The sequence below is a fragment of the Chitinophaga caseinilytica genome (genome assembly GCF_038396765.1).
Taxonomy (GTDB): domain Bacteria; phylum Bacteroidota; class Bacteroidia; order Chitinophagales; family Chitinophagaceae; genus Chitinophaga; species Chitinophaga caseinilytica.
In genome coordinates, this window is sequence record NZ_CP150096.1 from 2,665,067 (window position 1) to 2,681,458 (window position 16,392).

16 protein-coding genes are annotated in these 16,392 nt (G+C 53.8%); 9 read left to right on the forward strand and 7 right to left on the reverse strand.

Features of this window, described 5'->3' with window-relative positions:
* The first annotated feature begins 27 nt into the window (after positions 1-27).
* Positions 28-1,026: a DNA polymerase III subunit delta gene (holA, locus tag WJU22_RS11165; RefSeq protein ID WP_341843317.1), complete on the forward strand. Its 999-nt coding sequence runs from the start codon at positions 28-30 to the stop codon at positions 1,024-1,026.
* Here the strand turns inward: holA and WJU22_RS11170 are convergent.
* Positions 1,015-1,950 carry a bifunctional riboflavin kinase/FAD synthetase gene (locus WJU22_RS11170; protein WP_341843318.1) on the reverse strand — a complete coding sequence of 312 codons (936 nt, stop codon included), beginning with the start codon at positions 1,948-1,950 and terminating at the stop codon, positions 1,015-1,017. The genes holA and WJU22_RS11170 overlap by 12 nt on opposite strands.
* Positions 1,951-2,048: 98 nt before the next feature.
* On the opposite strand from WJU22_RS11170, the gene WJU22_RS11175 reads away from it, so the two are divergent.
* The gene (locus WJU22_RS11175) at positions 2,049-3,227 is read left to right on the forward strand and encodes an AIR synthase related protein (protein WP_341843319.1); all 1,179 of its coding nucleotides are present in this window, start codon (positions 2,049-2,051) and stop codon (positions 3,225-3,227) included.
* A gap of 100 nt (positions 3,228-3,327) precedes the next feature.
* On the opposite strand, the gene WJU22_RS11180 is transcribed toward WJU22_RS11175, so the two are convergent.
* The 3 genes from WJU22_RS11180 to WJU22_RS11190 form a co-directional block, all read right to left on the reverse strand.
* The gene (locus WJU22_RS11180) at positions 3,328-3,924 is read right to left on the reverse strand and encodes an energy transducer TonB (RefSeq protein ID WP_341843320.1); all 597 of its coding nucleotides are present in this window, start codon (positions 3,922-3,924) and stop codon (positions 3,328-3,330) included.
* A gap of 108 nt (positions 3,925-4,032) precedes the next feature.
* Positions 4,033-5,358: a M56 family metallopeptidase gene (locus WJU22_RS11185; RefSeq protein WP_341843321.1), complete on the reverse strand. Its 1,326-nt coding sequence runs from the start codon at positions 5,356-5,358 to the stop codon at positions 4,033-4,035.
* Positions 5,355-5,744, reverse strand: a complete 390-nt coding sequence (locus tag WJU22_RS11190; RefSeq protein ID WP_341843322.1) for a BlaI/MecI/CopY family transcriptional regulator — start codon at positions 5,742-5,744, stop codon at positions 5,355-5,357. Before WJU22_RS11190 ends, WJU22_RS11185 begins: the two co-directional genes overlap by 4 nt.
* 369 nt (positions 5,745-6,113) lie before the next feature.
* Between WJU22_RS11190 and WJU22_RS11195 the strand changes: the two genes are divergently transcribed.
* The 4 genes from WJU22_RS11195 to WJU22_RS11210 all read left to right on the forward strand — a co-directional run bounded on the left by WJU22_RS11195 (position 6,114) and on the right by WJU22_RS11210 (position 9,634).
* Positions 6,114-6,806, forward strand: coding sequence for a cell division ATP-binding protein FtsE (locus tag WJU22_RS11195; RefSeq protein WP_126247308.1), 693 nt, complete (start codon positions 6,114-6,116; stop codon positions 6,804-6,806).
* 113 nt (positions 6,807-6,919) lie between these two features.
* On the forward strand, positions 6,920-7,192 hold the full coding sequence (rpsO, locus tag WJU22_RS11200; protein WP_341843323.1) for a 30S ribosomal protein S15: 273 nt from the start codon (positions 6,920-6,922) through the stop codon (positions 7,190-7,192).
* An 86-nt stretch (positions 7,193-7,278) separates the two neighbouring features.
* Positions 7,279-8,451, forward strand: coding sequence for a hypothetical protein (locus WJU22_RS11205; protein ID WP_341843324.1), 1,173 nt, complete (start codon positions 7,279-7,281; stop codon positions 8,449-8,451).
* A gap of 7 nt (positions 8,452-8,458) precedes the next feature.
* Positions 8,459-9,634, forward strand: a complete 1,176-nt coding sequence (locus tag WJU22_RS11210; RefSeq protein WP_341843768.1) for a S1 RNA-binding domain-containing protein — start codon at positions 8,459-8,461, stop codon at positions 9,632-9,634.
* A gap of 128 nt (positions 9,635-9,762) precedes the next feature.
* On the opposite strand, the gene WJU22_RS11215 is transcribed toward WJU22_RS11210, so the two are convergent.
* On the reverse strand, positions 9,763-10,338 hold the full coding sequence (locus WJU22_RS11215) for a hypothetical protein (RefSeq protein WP_341843325.1): 576 nt from the start codon (positions 10,336-10,338) through the stop codon (positions 9,763-9,765).
* 96 nt (positions 10,339-10,434) lie between these two features.
* Here WJU22_RS11215 and prmA point away from each other — a divergent pair, with 96 nt between their 5' ends.
* The 3 genes from prmA (at position 10,435) to WJU22_RS11230 (ending at position 12,963) form a co-directional block, all read left to right on the forward strand.
* Positions 10,435-11,256: a 50S ribosomal protein L11 methyltransferase gene (gene prmA, locus WJU22_RS11220; RefSeq protein ID WP_341843326.1), complete on the forward strand. Its 822-nt coding sequence runs from the start codon at positions 10,435-10,437 to the stop codon at positions 11,254-11,256.
* Positions 11,257-11,374: 118 nt separating this feature from the next.
* On the forward strand, positions 11,375-12,016 hold the full coding sequence (gene plsY, locus WJU22_RS11225; RefSeq protein ID WP_341843327.1) for a glycerol-3-phosphate 1-O-acyltransferase PlsY: 642 nt from the start codon (positions 11,375-11,377) through the stop codon (positions 12,014-12,016).
* 140 nt (positions 12,017-12,156) lie between these two features.
* Positions 12,157-12,963: a M48 family metallopeptidase gene (locus tag WJU22_RS11230; protein WP_341843328.1), complete on the forward strand. Its 807-nt coding sequence runs from the start codon at positions 12,157-12,159 to the stop codon at positions 12,961-12,963.
* Between the two features lie 71 nt (positions 12,964-13,034).
* On the opposite strand, the gene WJU22_RS11235 is transcribed toward WJU22_RS11230, so the two are convergent.
* Together WJU22_RS11235 and topA are read right to left on the reverse strand one after the other, a co-directional pair.
* The gene (locus WJU22_RS11235) at positions 13,035-13,904 is read right to left on the reverse strand and encodes a transglutaminase-like domain-containing protein (RefSeq protein WP_341843329.1); all 870 of its coding nucleotides are present in this window, start codon (positions 13,902-13,904) and stop codon (positions 13,035-13,037) included.
* 44 nt (positions 13,905-13,948) lie between these two features.
* A complete protein-coding gene (topA, locus tag WJU22_RS11240; protein WP_341843330.1) occupies positions 13,949-16,300 on the reverse strand; it encodes a type I DNA topoisomerase in 2,352 nt (783 codons plus the stop codon).
* Positions 16,301-16,392: the final 92 nt, after the last annotated feature.

Sequence of the window (16,392 nt, forward strand, 5' to 3'; positions counted from 1 at the left end):
GTTGGAACGATAGAAACAGATAGGGTTATGGATTACCAGGATATCATCAAGGATTGGAAGAACAACAAGTTCAAGCCCCTCTACTGGCTGGAAGGGGAGGAAGACTTTTTTATAGACCAGGTGGTCAACTACGCAGAGCATAACCTGCTTTCCGAAGCCGATAAAGGTTTCAATCTCACCGTATTGTACGGGAAAGATACTGACTGGGCCACCATCATCAACGCCTGCCGCCGCTACCCCATGTTCGCCGAGCGCCAGGTGGTGATCCTCAAGGAAGCACAAGCCATGCGCGACCTCCTCAAGATCGAGCCCTACATCGATAAACCCCTCGAATCCACCGTGTTCGTCGTAGCCCACAAGCAGGGCAAGCTCGACGGTCGCTCCAAAATGGCCAAGCTCGTCAAAGAGCGCGGCGTCATGCTGTCCACCAAAAAACTGTACGACAACCAGATACCCCAGTGGGCGGAGGCTTACGTGCGCTCCCAGGGCCTCGCCATCTCCGAAAAAGCCTGCGTCATGCTGGCCGACCATATCGGCAACGATCTCAGCCGCATCGCCAACGAGATCGAGAAACTGATGGTCAACCTTCCGCAAGGCAAAAAGATCGACGAGTCCGACATCGAGAAATATGTGGGCATCAGCAAGGAATACAATGTTTTCGAGCTGCAGAACGCCATCGGGCAGATGGACATGACCAGGGCCATGCGCATCGTCCGGTATTTCTCCGCCAATCCCAAAGCCGCGCCCATCCAGGTGGTGATCCCTTCCCTCTACGGATATTTTTCCAAGATCAACCTGCTTTTCGGCGCCAAGGGCGGCGAAAAGGAAATGGCCGCCGCATTGGGCGTGCATCCTTTTTTCCTGAAAGATTATATGTCGGCCGCGCGCAATTTCGGGCCCAACGGCACCGAGCGCGCCATCCTGCTCCTGGCGCAATACAACCTGCGCAGCATCGGTATCGGCGATGCCGGGAATGAAGACGGGGAGTTGATGAAGGAAATGGTTTACCGCATTTTACGGCCTTGAGGCAACCGCCCGGGCCTGCTCCACATCGTTTTTCATCTGCGCCACGAGCCCTTCCACACTGTCGAACTTCCTGTCTGAACGGATGAATTCCAGGAAATCGACGCGGATGGGTGCGTCGTAGATTTCTTTGTCGAAATCGAGGATGAACACTTCGATGCGCAGCTCCGTGCCGTTAAACGTAGGCCGGGTGCCGATGTTGAGCGCGCCTTTGTGCAGCTGCCCGTCGTTGCCGGCGGTCACCGTCACGGCGTAAACGCCCTGTGCGGGAATGAGCTTGCGGTAGTCGTTAAGGGAGATATTGGCCGTGGGGAACCCAAGCTGGCGGCCCATTTTATCGCCATGTACCACGATGCCGTTGAGGAAATAGGGATAGCCGAGCAGCTCGTTGGCCAGCCTTACATCGCCCTCCTGGAGGCTTTTGCGGATGCGGGTGGAGGAAACGGCGGCGTCCTGGATGACCTGTTGGGGGATTTCCAACAACCTGAAACCGTATTTTTCCTGTTCGGCCTCCAGCAGTTCCAGTCCGCCTTCGCGGTTGTGGCCGAAACGGTGGTCGTAGCCGATGATGATGGTGTGTGGACGGAAGGTTTCGATGAGAAAATCTTCGAGATAGGCCGTGGCGGAGAGTTCCGAGAATTCCCGGGTGAAGGGGACCACCACCAGGTGATGAATGCCCCAGTGCGCGAGGAGCGAAATCTTCTCGTCGAGCGTAGTGAGCAGGCGGACCGATCTGTCGCCCGCCAGCACTTCCCGCGGATGCGGGTCGAAAGTGATGATGACCGTTTCCCCGTTGCAGGCGTGCGCGGCTTCCTGCAGTTGCTGGAGGATGTGCTGGTGGCCGGTATGCACCCCGTCGAAAGTGCCGATGGTGATCACGGCGTTCCGGAAAGCGGGTAATTTCTTTAAATCTCTGTGAACCTGCATGGTGGATCGGTCATATTTGCAAAAACGCCGTGCAAATCTAAATGTTTTGACGGGATTACAATACTTTTGCACTTTAATCGCAAACAAAGGAACCTACCGTGGATCAGAACCTTTACGCCCAAAGAGGCGTTTCAGCCGGCAAAGAAGATGTGCACAACGCCATCCGGAATATCGACAAGGGATTATTCCCCCGCGCATTCTGCAAGATCATCCCCGACCTGCTCGGGGGCGACGAAGCCTGGTGCAATATCATGCATGCAGACGGGGCGGGCACCAAATCCTCCCTCGCATACGCCTACTGGAAGGAAACGGGCGATATCAGCGTTTGGCGCGGCATCGCGCAAGACGCCATTATCATGAACACGGACGACCTCCTCTGCGTGGGCGCGACAGACAACATCCTGCTGTCTTCCACCATCGGCCGCAATAAAAACCGCATCCCCGGCGAAGTGATCGCCGCCATCATCAACGGTACGGAAGAAATCCTCGAAGAGCTGCGCTCCTATGGGATGGGCATCTACAGCACCGGCGGGGAAACCGCAGATGTGGGAGACCTCGTCCGCACCCTCATCGTAGACTCCACCGTAACGGCCCGCATGAAGCGTGCAGACGTAATCTCGAACCACCGCATCCAGGCGGGAGACGTGGTAGTAGGGCTTGCATCCTACGGCCAGGCCACTTACGAGCGCGAATACAACGGCGGTATGGGCAGCAACGGCCTCACTTCCGCCCGTCACGACGTTTTCAATAAATCAGTAGCCGAGAAATACCCCGAATCCTACGACCCCGCTATCCCGCAGGAGCTGGTTTTCGCCGGCAAAAAATCCCTCACGGATATGATCGACGTTCCGGGATTCGGCCAGATCACCGCCGGCAAACTGGTATTGTCGCCCACGCGCACTTATGCGCCGGTGATCCGCCATATGCTGGAGCAATTCCGCCCGCAAATCCACGGTATGGTGCATTGCAGCGGCGGCGCCCAGACCAAGGTGCTGCATTTCATCGAAAACCTGCACGTCATCAAGGATAACCTGTTCCCCGTTCCCCCGCTGTTCCAGCTGATCCGCGAACAATCGGGCGCTGAATGGAGAGAAATGTACCAGGTGTTCAACATGGGCCACCGCATGGAATTGTACGTGCCCGCCGAAATCGCGGAAGACCTCATCCGCATCAGCCAGACCTACAACATCGACGCCCGCATCGTGGGCCGCGTGGAAGCCAGCGAAGGCAAGAAAGTGACCGTGAAAAGCGAATACGGTACGTTCGAATACAAATAATCGCATCAAGGCATATACGAAAAAGCCGGTGGACCATTGGTCGCCGGCTTTTTTCTTATACCTGTTATGGTAATTTGAAAGGAATATTGATGGCTTGAAACTATTGTTTTCCCGTCGTGAATGAAAATCTTATCGGAAGGTTGAATACGGTGGCGGAGGGTTTCCCGTTCAACACGCCCGGTTCCCAGTCAGGCATCATTTTCATCACCCGCAACGCTTCTTCGTCCATCCCGAACCCGGGCGATTCGCCTATGATCCCGAAGTCGGTAAGTTTCCCATCTGCCTGCACGACAAATTTTACGAAAACAGTTCCAGATTTATTTTCAAGGAGCGCTGCTTCGGGATATTGAATATTTTTCTCCAGGAAGTCTATTAACGCTTTTTCTCCACCGGGGAATTGGGGCATGGGCTCGCAGGGAAGGCAACAGATGATTGCATCCGTGGCTGGCGGCAATGGGGGTTCGACGATGCATTCGCTTGAATTGTGGACGCTTTCAAAATCTGCATCTGGCAACGGAAGTTCATTGGGTTTCAGGGAGACGGTATCCGCAGATGGCGGCTCGAACGTTGTTGTGCAACCGCCAATGGTGTAGGGAACTTCCGTTCCTGCTTCCGGCGGCGCAACGGTTTTATCTTTCGGGGAGCAGGCGGCAACTAAAGTCATCAGGCAGATCGGGATGATGGATCGGATCGTCATGGAAGGCCGTTTATATCCAGATGCGTTCCCGGGGAATTTCCACAAAGAAAAGACGCCGCAGGAATGCGGCGCCGGAAATTGTTTGCTAATTATAGTAACGGAAAAAATCTAACATTTTGTTTTTTGCCCGGGCATGAAGGGCGACTGGCCGGGCCAGAAAGAGGTGCTTTTGTCGTCGTCCACCAGTGTGTAGCGGATGGGCAGGTTGAACTCAACGTCCACTTTGCGCCCGTTTTGCACGCCGGGTTTCCATTTCGGCATTCCTTTCACGACGCGGATGGATTCTTCTTCCAGTCCGGCCCCTTTTTTGGCGCCTACGGTCGTAACGTCTGTAATGGAACCATCTTCCCTGATGATGAACTTCACGAATATGGTGCCCTCAACGCCTTTATCCGCAGCTTCATTCGGGTATTTGATTTGCGAGCTGAGGTATTTGTTCAGCGCATCGTCGCCACCGGGGAAAACAGGCGGGTTTTCCACGACGGTGAAGATTTCATTTGACGGTTTTGGGAGGGGGTGGTCAAACGGTGTTTGTTCCTTTTCCTCCGGTTTGGCTGCTACTACATCTTCTTTGTTCTGTGTGCAGGATACGGCGAAAATGAGCCCTGCGGCCAGGGGCAACGCCATCAGCTTGCGGACGGCGGCATAACGTGTGTTGTTTTTGCGGGTAAGCATCATGATTCTGCGTTTTACGGGAGGTTGGGAAAAGTGGTGAATGAGTAAGTTGGCGGAAGGGGCGCAAAGCACCTGGCGGAGGAGGTTTTCCGCATAGGCTTTCGTTTGGCCGTTGCCCGCGGGTACTTCGTCTGCTTCGAATTCGTGGACTACCTGCAGCTCGCGTTTCACGAAATGGAAGATGGGATTGGCCCAGCAGAGCGCGGTAACGAGCTCCATGAACAGCGTGTCCCAGCTATGGCCTTTGCGCACATGCGTTTGCTCGTGCTGCAGAATATGGCGGCTTTCGGCGGAATGCTGCTCTGCGGCCGGGTTCCAGAAGATGAAACGGAAAAAGCTGAAGGGCGAGGAAACGGCGGGGTGGAGGATGAGCTGGTAATGCTGGCCTTCCTGCCTGCGCCCCCCGCGGATGAGGCTGCGCAACTGCCAGACGGCATATCCGAAGCGGGCCAGTAAAGCCACCGCCACTGCAGCATAAGCGAAATACGTCCAGTGCCAGGAGCCCGTGGTAGGGCCGCCGGCGTTACCGTTGACGTTGAACGCGGATGCGGTGTATTGAAGGATGGCGGCCGAGCCGGCGGAGCTTCCGGGCAGGGGGATGCTGATGAGCGGCAGCAGGAGGCTCACGGCCGTGAGGCCCAGCAGGTAAGCCCGGTTCCAGCGGTGCTGGCGCTGGTTGCGGAGCGCCAGGCAGTAATAGGCGAACAGCAGGCCGGAACAAAGGGCCGCTTTTGCGAGGTACAGCAGGATCATGCTCATGGCGCGTCGTTTTTAGGTGGTTCGGTAGGGTTGGATTCCTTGATCTCGTCCAGCAACTGCTGCAGGTCGGAAACCGACATGTTTTTTTCCTTCACGAAAAACGAAACGAGGTTCGAGAATGAGCCGCCGAAGTACCCTTTCACGAGGTTCTTCACCGTGCGGCTGCTGTATTCGTCTTTGGAGATCAGCGCATGGTACTGGTGGCTCTTCCCGAAGGCTTTGTAACCGGCAAACCCTTTATCGACCAGTATCTTCACGAGTGTAGACACGGTGTTGTAATGCGGTTGCGGTTCGGGGAGGAAGGTGATGATGTCTTTCACGAAAGATGGGCCCAGCTCCCAAAGGGCCTGCATGATCTGTTCTTCCGCTTTTGTCAGTGTTTTCATTGTGTCGCTGTTTACGGAGTCGGTTAGTTGTGTGATGATGTTGAACTCCTGTTGTTGCTGATGAATCCTCGATGATCGGCTTGTTTCGTCAATATGTATGGCTTCGATGTCCTCTTTAATTATTTTACCTGATTTTTCGCCTGCTTTCTGCCTTCGTTGTTATATTGTGGCGCAATGCTTCCGTCCGCCGGATTTTTAACAATTTCCCGCTTGTCGTGTTTGATCAAAGCGGCGGCGAAGGAAGGAATTTCGGTTGTTGATACGAATGTATAACTATTTTCTTAGTTTACAAACTAATTTTATAGTTATTAACGTATGCGGGTCTTTGCCAGGGATTTAATTATTTTTGGATTTTAAAACAGGAAATTGATGGTTGATCAACCGATAGTTCAGCTGACGAACGCTAATATTTACCAGGGAAGTTCTTTGATCCTGTCTGACGTGAATATCTCGATCAACAAGGGTGAGTTTGTGTACCTGATCGGGAAAACGGGCACGGGCAAGTCGAGCCTGCTCAAGACGCTCTACGGCGATCTCGTGTTGCGGGAGGGGAGCGGGCAGGTGGCCGGGTTCGACCTTACGAAGATGGACTGGAAGAAGGTGCCTTACCTTCGCCGGAACCTCGGTGTGGTGTTCCAGGACTTCCAGTTGTTGACGGACCGTACCGTGCATGAGAACCTGAAATTTGCGTTGAAGGCCACGGGGTGGACGGACCAGAAGCAGATCGAGGACAAGATCGCGGACGTGTTGGAGAAGGTGGGGCTGGCTACCAAGGGGTTCAAGATGCCGTACGAGTTATCGGGCGGGGAGCAGCAGCGGGTAGACATTGCCCGGGCGCTGCTGAACGGGCCGAAGCTGATATTGGCGGATGAGCCCACGGGCAACCTGGACCCTGAAACTTCCGACGGGATCATGCAGCTGCTGTTCCGTATCTGCCGGGAAGACGGTACTACGATCGTGATGGCGACCCATGATTATATTGTGTTGCAGAAGTTCCCGTCGCGGGTGCTGCGGACGGAAAACGGGCAGGTGACGGACAATGCAGCAGTAAATTTTGCATAAGTAAAGCATTGGTTTACAGTATAGGTGGTCCAAATAATTCTATTTGGAACTTGCCATATTACTTCTTACCTTTGCACCGGAAAAATAGCGAGTAATAATTTATTTTATCAAAGATGTCTTACTTAACTGTAGAAAAGAAAGCAAATATTTTCAAGGAATTCGGTGGTAACGAAAAGAATACCGGTTCTGTGGAAGCGCAAATCGCCCTGGTTACTGAGCGTATCAACAGCATTTCCGCTCACCTGAAGCAAAATAAAAAGGACTTCTCCACTCACCGCGGTCTGATGAAGATGGTAGGTCAGAGAAAGCGCCTGCTTTCCTATCTGTCCAAAACCAACCTCTCCGGCTACCGCGCCCTCATCGAGAAGTTAGGTATCAGAAAATAATCCGAATTTATTGATAGCGCTATTCCCAACTATTCTGGTTGGGAATAGTTTTTTTGTATGTGTACCATTTTAATCCTCACACAAGTATGAATCTCACACCTACTTCGGTTAAATTTGATATAGGCGGAGGTCGTGAAGTGACGATCGAGACCGGCAAAATGGCCAGACAGGCCGATGGCGCCGTTACCGTTCGTTGCGGCGATTGTATTCTGCTGGCTACTGTGGTGGCCAATAAAGAGCCCAAAGCCGGGCAGTCTTTCTTCCCCCTTACCGTAGATTACCAGGAGAAATTCGCTTCTGCAGGCCGTATCCCGGGTTCCTTCTTCAAGCGCGAAGGCAAGTTGAGCGACTCCGAAGTGCTTGTATCCCGTTTGATCGACCGTGCCCTGCGCCCCCTGTTCCCCGATGATTATCTCTGTGATGTTCAGGTGCTGGTGACCCTCATTTCCTCCGATCCCGAAGTTATGCCCGACGCCCTCGCCGCACTGGCAGCGTCTGCCGCCCTCGCAGTGTCCGACGTGCCCATTCAGGAGATCATCTCCGAAGTGCGCATCGGCCGCATCAAAGGCGAATTCATCATCAACCCCACCCGTACCCAGCTCGCTGAAGCCGATATGGACTTCATCGTAGCCGCTACGGCGAAAAATATCATGATGGTGGAAGGCGAATCCAAAGAGTGCCAGGAAGAAGACCTCGTGAAGGCCATCGAACTCGCTCATGACGCCATCCGCATCCAGGTGAAAGCACAGGAAGAGCTCCGCGGCCTCATCGGTAACCCCGCCAAACGCGAATTCGCCCTGCCTTACGCCAACGAAGAACTGAAAGCGAAAATCGAAGCCTTTGCCGCCGGCAAAATCCTCGAAGTTTCCAAATCCGCCCTCGGTAAACACGAACGCGGCGATGCTTTCGGCAAAATCGAAGAAGAACTGAAAGAGCACCTCGGCGAACTTTCCGAAGAAGACGCCCCGCTCGTCGGCAAATACTTCCACAAGCTGGAAAAAGAAGTGGTGCGCAACATGATCCTCGATCAGAGCATCCGCCTCGATGGCCGCGTGCTCGACCAGGTGCGCCCCCTCGCTATGGAAATTGACCTGCTGCCCAGCCCCCACGGCTCCGCACTGTTCACCCGCGGCGAAACGCAATCCCTCACCACAGTGACCCTCGGTACGCCCGACGACGAACTGCTGGTAGAATCCGCAGCCGTTTCCAACTACGTTAAATTCATCCTCCACTACAACTTCCCCCTTCTCCACCGGTGAGGTGAAGATGATGCGCGGCCCCGGCCGTCGCGAAGTGGGCCACGGTAACCTGGCCATGCGCTCCCTGCGCATCATGATGCCCGGTAGCGATTACGCCTACACCGTGCGCGTAGTGTCCGATATCCTCGAATCCAACGGTTCTTCTTCCATGGCTACCGTTTGCGCAGGCTCCCTCGCCCTCATGGACGCTGGCGTGCCCCTGCCCAAACACGTATCCGGCATCGCAATGGGCCTCATCTCCCGCGCTTCCGACGGCAAATGGGCCGTTTTGAGCGACATCCTCGGCGATGAAGACCACCTCGGCGATATGGACTTCAAAGTAACCGGTACCCGCGATGGCATCTGCGGCGTGCAGATGGATATCAAGGTAGACGGCCTCAGCATGGACGTAATGCGCGCAGCGCTCGCCCAGGCACGTAAAGGCCGCCTGCACATCCTCGACGCGATGTACAGCACCATCGAAAACGCCCGTCCTGAACCGAAACCGCACGCTCCGCGCATGGAGAAAATGACCATCGACCGTGAATTCATCGGCGCGGTGATCGGACCCGGCGGTAAAGTTATTCAGGAAATCCAACGTGAAACCGGCACCAACATCAACATCGAAGAAGTTGGCCAGCATGGTGAAGTTTCCATCTTCGCAACCCAGAAAGAAAACCTCGACAAGGCCGTTCGCTGGATCAAAGGCATCGTTGCCCAGCCCGAAGTTGGTGAGGAATACGAATCCGTGGTGAAAAGCGTAATGCCTTACGGCGCATTCGTTGAATTCCTCCCCGGCAAACAAGGCCTGCTCCATATCTCCGAAGTTTCCTGGAAACGCCTCGAGAACATGGACGGCGTGCTGAGCGAAGGCGATAAAGTGAAAGTGAAACTGGTAGGCACCGATCCCAAAACCGGTAAATTCAAACTGAGCCGCAGGATACTCATGCCGAAACCCGAAGGTTACGTGGAACGCCCCGAACGTGAAGAACGTGGCGACCGCGGAGACCGTGGCGATCGTCGTGACCGTGGTGGTGATCGTGGAGACCGCCGTGGCGGTGGCGATCGTGATCGCGGAGGCGACCGTCGTGATCGTGGTGACCGCGGAGACCGTGGAGACCGTGGCGATCGCGGGCCCCGTCCTTCCCAGCAAACCGAACAGAACGACGGTCCTGAACTGGGCCCCGTGTTCGACGAGCAATAAGAATCGTGTGAATAGCTTACATAAGAAAAACGCCTCCGGAAACGGGGGCGTTTTCATTTTTGGGTATGCTTTACCCATAAAAAAACGCTGCCCGGAAGCAGCGTTCTATGTTTTAGCGGGATCGGCGTTTATCTGCCTGCGTTATACACCTGCTCCACGAATACCTCACTTTCGCGCCAGATCACTTTTCCCTTTTCCAGCTTGAAGATCCGGAACGATTTGCCGTTCACGTCCTCATAATCCAGCTTGTAGAGTTTCACGCGTTTGTTGGTGGAACGGTCTACCACCTGCACTTTGCCGGCTTCGAGCAGGTCGGGGATGATTTCGTCGATATAGGGGAGGATGATGCCTTCATTGTCGTTCCAGAACAGCGTGATCTTGTCGGTGCTGTAGCTGAGCGGATTGGCTTTGGACGCGGTCCAGAACTTGCTGGCCAGGCTGTAATGGCGCTGTACTTCTTCGGGGTTCAGCGGAGAAAATTGGATGTTGCGGAAAACGGTTTTATCGTACTGCTTCTGGACCAACACGGTATCGAGGTTTTTGAAATAATCTTCGATGTCGAGTTTGTCGATCACCAGCACCGCGTTGGGCACCTGGTAAAAGACGGAGTCTTTTTTCTCGTATTCGTGCGGTACGATGGTGGATTGGGCGGATAAGGCGAAATTGCCGCCCAGTAAGGCTGCGAGAACGATGAGCTTTTTCATAGGATAAGGTTATATTTAATAAAAATCAAATATAAATACAGTCGGGGAATTGGCCAAGAAAATTGAGGTGGGGGAGGAAAAATGTATCTTGCGCCCATGTCTTACATTGCCATAACGATTGCCGCGCCGCAGGAGCTGCGGGATGTGCTGGTCGCCCAATTGAGCGACATGGGTTACGAAGGTTTCGAGGAGCGCCCGGATGCGCTGGTCGCGTTTATTCCCGAGGGGGATTTCATCGAGAACGATTTGCAGGGGCTCGTGGGGTCTCACGGGGTGGATTATACGAAGGAAAGGATCGAGCAGGCGAACTGGAACGCTTTGTGGGAAAGTAGCTTCGAGCCGGTGCTCGTAGACGATTTTTGCGGGATCCGCGCGGGTTTCCACGCGCCTTTGGGCGATGCGGTGGCGCATGAGATCATCATCACGCCGAAGATGTCTTTCGGTACGGGGCACCACGCCACCACGTTTTCGGTAGTACGACTCATGCGGGATGTGGACTTCAGGGGGAAACAGGTGTTCGATTTCGGGTCGGGCACGGGCATCCTGGCGATTTTGGCGGATAAGCTGGGCGCTGCGGAAACGAAAGGTATCGATATAGACGATTGGGCGGTGGAAAACGCTACGGAAAATGCGGAGATGAATGCTTCGGGGAATGTGCATTTCAGCCGTGCCGATAGTCTTTCCGGCGAGGAAAGCGGCCGGTTCGACGTGGTTTTGGCCAATATCAACCGTAACATTTTGTTAGCCAATATGGGGGAGATGAAAAGAATCCTCAAAAAACACGGTATATTGATTTTGAGTGGTATATTGCAGGAAGACGAACCTGCAATTGTTAAGGCGGCCCTGGCAGAGGGGCTGCGTCCCGAAAAACGGGCAGAGAGGGAGCACTGGCTGGCGCTTTCATTCATCGCCGGTTAATGTGGAAAAATTATCATATTTTAATTACTGATTTAAGCGTAATTACCTTATCATTGCAGTGAAATTTACATTCATTTTAACACTTTAATTGCTACCTTAGCAGTTCTAACTTATTGTGATGACAGAATTATTGCTAATTATCTGCGCCTATCTGATTGGCTCTTTTGCTACCGCTGTGTGGGTGAGCAAGGGAGTTTTCGGTATCGATATCCGCGAGCATGGTTCCGGTAATGCCGGCGCTACCAACACGTTCCGCGTGCTGGGCCCCAAGGCCGGTACGTTCGTGATGTTGGTAGACATGCTGAAAGGCGTGCTGGCTGTCAGACTATCCTACCTTATGCCTCACGATTCAACCGAACAACTGATCAACCTGCAGGTGGGCCTTGGCCTGGCTGCCGTTGTTGGCCATATATTCCCCATATGGGCGGGTTTCCGCGGCGGTAAGGGTATTGCCACCCTCTTCGGGATGGTGCTCGCCATTCAGCCGCTCGTGGCCCTTTACTGCGTGGGCGTTTTCCTCATGATCCTTTTCCTCACCCGGTACGTATCGCTCAGTTCCATCCTGGCGAGCATCGCGTTCCCGGTGCTCATTCTCTTCGTATTCCGCGAAGAGGAAACGTATTACCGCATTTTCGCCATTGCCGTTGCTGTGATGGTCGTGCTCACGCACCAGAAGAACATCGTTCGCCTGCTCAGCGGTAACGAATCCAAAGTTCCTCTCTTCAAAAACAGGAAAAACAGGCACGGCAGCGACCTGTAATTTCCCCGTTCCCGCAAATCCGGCACAACGATTGTATTCTTCTTTCAGGAATTGGTAAATTCGCCGCAACAACCGTTCGCAGCAACGTGTTATTGTATTGCGCAGCGACTATCACCTTCTTCTATTAAACTATCGACCCGATGAAAAAAATTGCGTTGTTATTGGTTGCAGGAACCGGTCTTATTTACGCCTGTTCGAGAGTGCCCATCACCGGCCGCAGCCAGTTAAACCTCATTCCGGAAGCTACCATGCAATCCATGGCGCTACAGGAATACCAGTCTTTCCTTTCCCAGAACAAAGCCGTTTCGCCGGGCAACAGCAAGGATGCTGCCATGGTACAACGGGTTGGGGGGCGCATCGCCCAGGCAGTAACCACCTACATGACCCAGCATGGCATGGGCAATGAAGTGGCCAGCTATAAATGGGAATTCAACCTCGTCAACGACAAACAGGTAAACGCCTGGTGTATGCCCGGCGGCAAAGTGGTGGTTTACACCGGCCTGCTTCCCGTGACCCAGAACGAAACGGCGCTCGCCTGCGTTATGGGCCACGAAATCGCCCACGCCATCGCACGGCATGGTAACGAGCGGATGAGCCAGGGCCTCGTGGCACAGGGCATCCAGATCGCCGGCGCCGTAGCCCTCAACAAGAACCCCCAGGCCCAGAATATCTTCATGCAGGCCGTGGGCGTTGGCGGCCCGCTCGGCCTCATGGCCTACGGCCGTCAAAATGAGCTGGAAGCAGACCATCTCGGCGTGATCTTCATGGCCATGGCAGGTTATAACCCGCAGGAATCCATCTCTTTCTGGGGCCGTATGGCGCAGGCCAGCGGTGGACAGAAACCCCCGGAACTGCTGAGCACCCACCCGAGCGACGATAAACGCATCGCGCAGCTGCAAAAGCTCATGCCCGAAGCCATGAAGTACTACAATCCTTCTTCGAAATAATCTGAAATTTTATCCATAAAAAAGCGGTCCTGGTTTAGCCGGGACCGCTTTTTTTATACATCGGTGTCACGTCAGTCGAGAATGCGGGCAAGGTTCAGCAGCTCGTCGTGCTTATACTGTTCCTTGTCGTTGCGGAAGCATTTCGCCGTTTCCTCCAGCAGGAACTGGACGATGCGGGCATTGCTCTGCGGTTTGTAGAACTCGGGATTAACGGGCACGTTTACGCGCTTGAGATAGGTATCCACATCCTGCTGCGTATAAATCTGCCCCTGGATGGGGTCGATGAAGAAGAGGATGCGATAGTCTCCCGGGTCTGCCGGCTCCGTGAAATCATAAAACGTATCGAAATACGCGAGAATGAATTGCCGGGGAATCTTGACGGCATATACCGGCAAATCGAGCATGGCGCAGAGGGCCTGGTACACAATCCCGTTTGTGAGGGGATTGCCTTTGCGGCTTTCCATCACCTGGTTGATGAAGAACTGGTTTTTGCGCTGGTAGCTTACTTCTTCCCCTTTGAGGCCGAAATAATTGTAGATCATGCTGTTGAGGACATTGATCTGCTCCAGCGGGGTGAGGTAATTATTCAGTTCGAGCCAGATATTGCGTTTGATGCGGTCGATTTCGGTGTGGACAGACTGTTCCGTGAGGTCGGGGTATTGGTATTTAGCGGTGAGCAATGCACCCTTGATGAGCTCCTGCGAGCCACCGGAATGCCAAACCCGGAAATCCTCCTGCAAGTCCTGGTAATGGACGCGATGGATCAGCATTTCGATGCGTTCCTGGATATGTTCGTCGATCGTCGTTTCCCACAAATGCTCGAGGTTGGGGATGATTTCTTTCCCGAACATGAGGATTTTGTTGGCCACGGTGTCGAACACTTCCTGGTCAGGATCGTCCAGCAGATGGAATAACGCGTTTATTTCCCTTGTTTCGTGCAATGGAATGAGTTAAGGATTCTTGTCTTTAAGTTACGAATTTTTGCCTAGTCCGCTTTCTTTTTGCGGGGCGGTGCCTTTTTCTTGGGTGGGTTGGCTTTCAGCTCTTCGATGATGGCTTTGGCTTCTTCCACGGTGATATCGGCGGCGGTCTCATGTTTTTCTTTCGGCAGTTTATAGTTGCGCAGGCCTACTTTCAGGTACGGACCGTAGGGGCCTCTCAGCACCTGGATCTTTTCCTTTTCGAACACCTTGATGGTACGTTCGTCTTTGGCCTGGCGTTTCTCGACGATGAGCGGCGCTACTTCTTCCAGTTCCACGGTGTAAGGGTCCATTTCCTTTTTGAGGGAATAGAATTTCTTATCGTGTTGTGCGTAGGGCCCGAACCTGCCGATGTTCACGGACACTTCCGTGCCTTCGAACAGGCCGAGGTTGCGGGGGAGGCGGAACAGGTCCATGGCTTCCTCGAACGTGATGGTCTCGATGCTCTGGGTCTGTTTCAGTTTGGCGAAACGGGGCTTTTCCTCGTCGTCTACCTTCCCGATCTGCACCATGGGGCCGAAGCGGCCCATGCGGGCGGTAACGGGCTTGCCGGAGGCGGGGTCTTCGCCGAGGTGGCGTTCTCCCTTCACTCTTTCCGCTTTTTCCAGCGTTTCTTCCACATTATTATGGAACGGGGCGTAGAAGTCGGACAGCATTTTGTTCCATTTCTTCTTGCCGCCGGCGATTTCGTCGAATTCTTCTTCGATGCGGGCGGTGAACCCATAATCCATTACCCGGTCGAAATATTGTTTCAGGAAGTCGGTCACCAGCATCCCGAGGTCGGTCGGGAAGAGTTTTGCTTTTTCGGCGCCGGTATTTTCCTGGTCGGTTTGTTTGCTGATTTTGTCGTTTTTCAGCCACAGGATGCGGAAATCCCTTTTCACGCCTTCCTTGTCGCGCTTCTCCACATATCCGCGTTTCTGGATGGTGGTGATGGTGGGGGCGTAGGTGGATGGGCGGCCGATGCCGAGCTCTTCGAGTTTCTTTACCAGCGAGGCTTCCGTGTACCGGGGAGCGGGGCGGGTGAATCGTTCGGTGGCTTTCATTTCCTTCAGTTCCAGCGCCTGTTTCACGGCCAGGGGCGGCAATACGCCTTCCTGGTCCTCTTCGTCGGCATCTTCATCGTCGCGGCTCTCCATATATACTTTCAGGAAGCCGTCGAATTTCAGCACTTCGCCGCTGGCGGTAAGCTCTTCGTGGTTGGTGGAGATATCGATCTTGGCGATGGTTTTCTCCAGTTCCGCGTCGGCCATCTGGCTGGCGATGGTGCGTTTCCAGATCAGTTCGTAGAGGCGTTTGAGGTCGGAATCGTCTACCGAAGCGTTTTCCATGTAAGTGGGACGGATGGCTTCGTGCGCTTCCTGGGCGTTTTCGTTCTTGTTTTTGTATTTGCGGGATTGATAGTAGCGGTCGCCCCAGTTTTTGTGGATGGCTTTGCTGATATCTTCCATGGCGGTGTCTGACAGGTTAACGGAGTCCGTTCTCATGTAGGTGATCTGCCCGGATTCGTAGAGCTTCTGGGCGAGGAGCATCGTTTTGGACACGCTGTACCCGAGCTTGCGGGAGGCTTCCTGCTGGAGGGTGGAAGTAGTGAACGGGGCGGCGGGGGATTTTTTCCCCGGTTTCACGGTCACGTCTTTCACCGTATAGGCGGCGCCGACGCACTGTTCGAGGAACTTTTCGGCGTCTTCCGCGGTTTTGAAGCGGGAGGGGCCGTCGGCCTTGAAGGCGATGGTCCGGCCCTGGATGTCTTTGGCCATGAACCAGGCCTCTACCTTGAAGGAGCTGGTGGTCTCGAACTGGTTGATCTCGCGTTCGCGCTCTACGATCAGCCTAACGGCAACGGATTGTACGCGGCCGGCAGACAGGGAATTGCGCATGCTCATTTTGCGCCAGAGCACGGGAGACAGCTCGAAGCCCACGATCCGGTCGAGGATACGGCGGGCCTGCTGGGCGTTCACCAGGTTCATGTCGAGCAGGCGGGGCGTACGAACGGCTTTTTCGATGGCGGGTTTCGTAATCTCGTGAAATACAATGCGTTTGGTAGAGGAGGGATCGAGGCCGAGCACTTCGCAAAGGTGCCATGAAATGGCTTCCCCTTCGCGGTCCTCATCCGTTGCGAGCCAAACCTCCTCGGAGTCTTTCACCAGTTTTTTTAATTCCTTGACAACCTTTTCCTTGTCTTCCGGTATTATATATTTCGGTTTGAAATTATTCTGAATGTCGATTCCCATGTCATCCTTCTCCAGGTCACGGATGTGACCGAAGGAAGATTTCACTTCAAAATCCTTTCCTAATATTTTCTCAATCGTTTTCGCCTTTGCCGGGGATTCTACAATCACGAGATTTTTAGCCATGAACGCCTTTTTATGTCTGTAATTACGCTGAAATTTGTATCAATATTACAAATCCGATTGATGCAATTATATAAAAGTAGGATGATATAAAA

Excerpts from the sequence above, each read along its gene's own strand:
- holA (WP_341843317.1), top strand. The coding sequence starts at position 28 with ATGGATTACCAGGATATCATCAAGGATTGGAAGAACAACAAGTTCAAG.
- WJU22_RS11210 (WP_341843768.1), top strand. The coding sequence starts at position 8,459 with ATGATGCGCGGCCCCGGCCGTCGCGAAGTGGGCCACGGTAACCTGGCC.
- WJU22_RS11180 (WP_341843320.1), bottom strand. The coding sequence starts at position 3,924 with ATGACGATCCGATCCATCATCCCGATCTGCCTGATGACTTTAGTTGCC.
- plsY (WP_341843327.1), top strand. The coding sequence starts at position 11,375 with ATGACAGAATTATTGCTAATTATCTGCGCCTATCTGATTGGCTCTTTT.
- rpsO (WP_341843323.1), top strand. The coding sequence starts at position 6,920 with ATGTCTTACTTAACTGTAGAAAAGAAAGCAAATATTTTCAAGGAATTC.
- WJU22_RS11190 (WP_341843322.1), bottom strand. The coding sequence starts at position 5,744 with ATGAAAACACTGACAAAAGCGGAAGAACAGATCATGCAGGCCCTTTGG.
- WJU22_RS11215 (WP_341843325.1), bottom strand. The coding sequence starts at position 10,338 with ATGAAAAAGCTCATCGTTCTCGCAGCCTTACTGGGCGGCAATTTCGCC.
- WJU22_RS11195 (WP_126247308.1), top strand. The coding sequence starts at position 6,114 with ATGGTTGATCAACCGATAGTTCAGCTGACGAACGCTAATATTTACCAG.
- WJU22_RS11205 (WP_341843324.1), top strand. The coding sequence starts at position 7,279 with ATGAATCTCACACCTACTTCGGTTAAATTTGATATAGGCGGAGGTCGT.
- WJU22_RS11170 (WP_341843318.1), bottom strand. The coding sequence starts at position 1,950 with ATGCAGGTTCACAGAGATTTAAAGAAATTACCCGCTTTCCGGAACGCC.
- topA (WP_341843330.1), bottom strand. The coding sequence starts at position 16,300 with ATGGCTAAAAATCTCGTGATTGTAGAATCCCCGGCAAAGGCGAAAACG.
- prmA (WP_341843326.1), top strand. The coding sequence starts at position 10,435 with ATGTCTTACATTGCCATAACGATTGCCGCGCCGCAGGAGCTGCGGGAT.
- WJU22_RS11230 (WP_341843328.1), top strand. The coding sequence starts at position 12,157 with ATGAAAAAAATTGCGTTGTTATTGGTTGCAGGAACCGGTCTTATTTAC.
- WJU22_RS11185 (WP_341843321.1), bottom strand. The coding sequence starts at position 5,358 with ATGAGCATGATCCTGCTGTACCTCGCAAAAGCGGCCCTTTGTTCCGGC.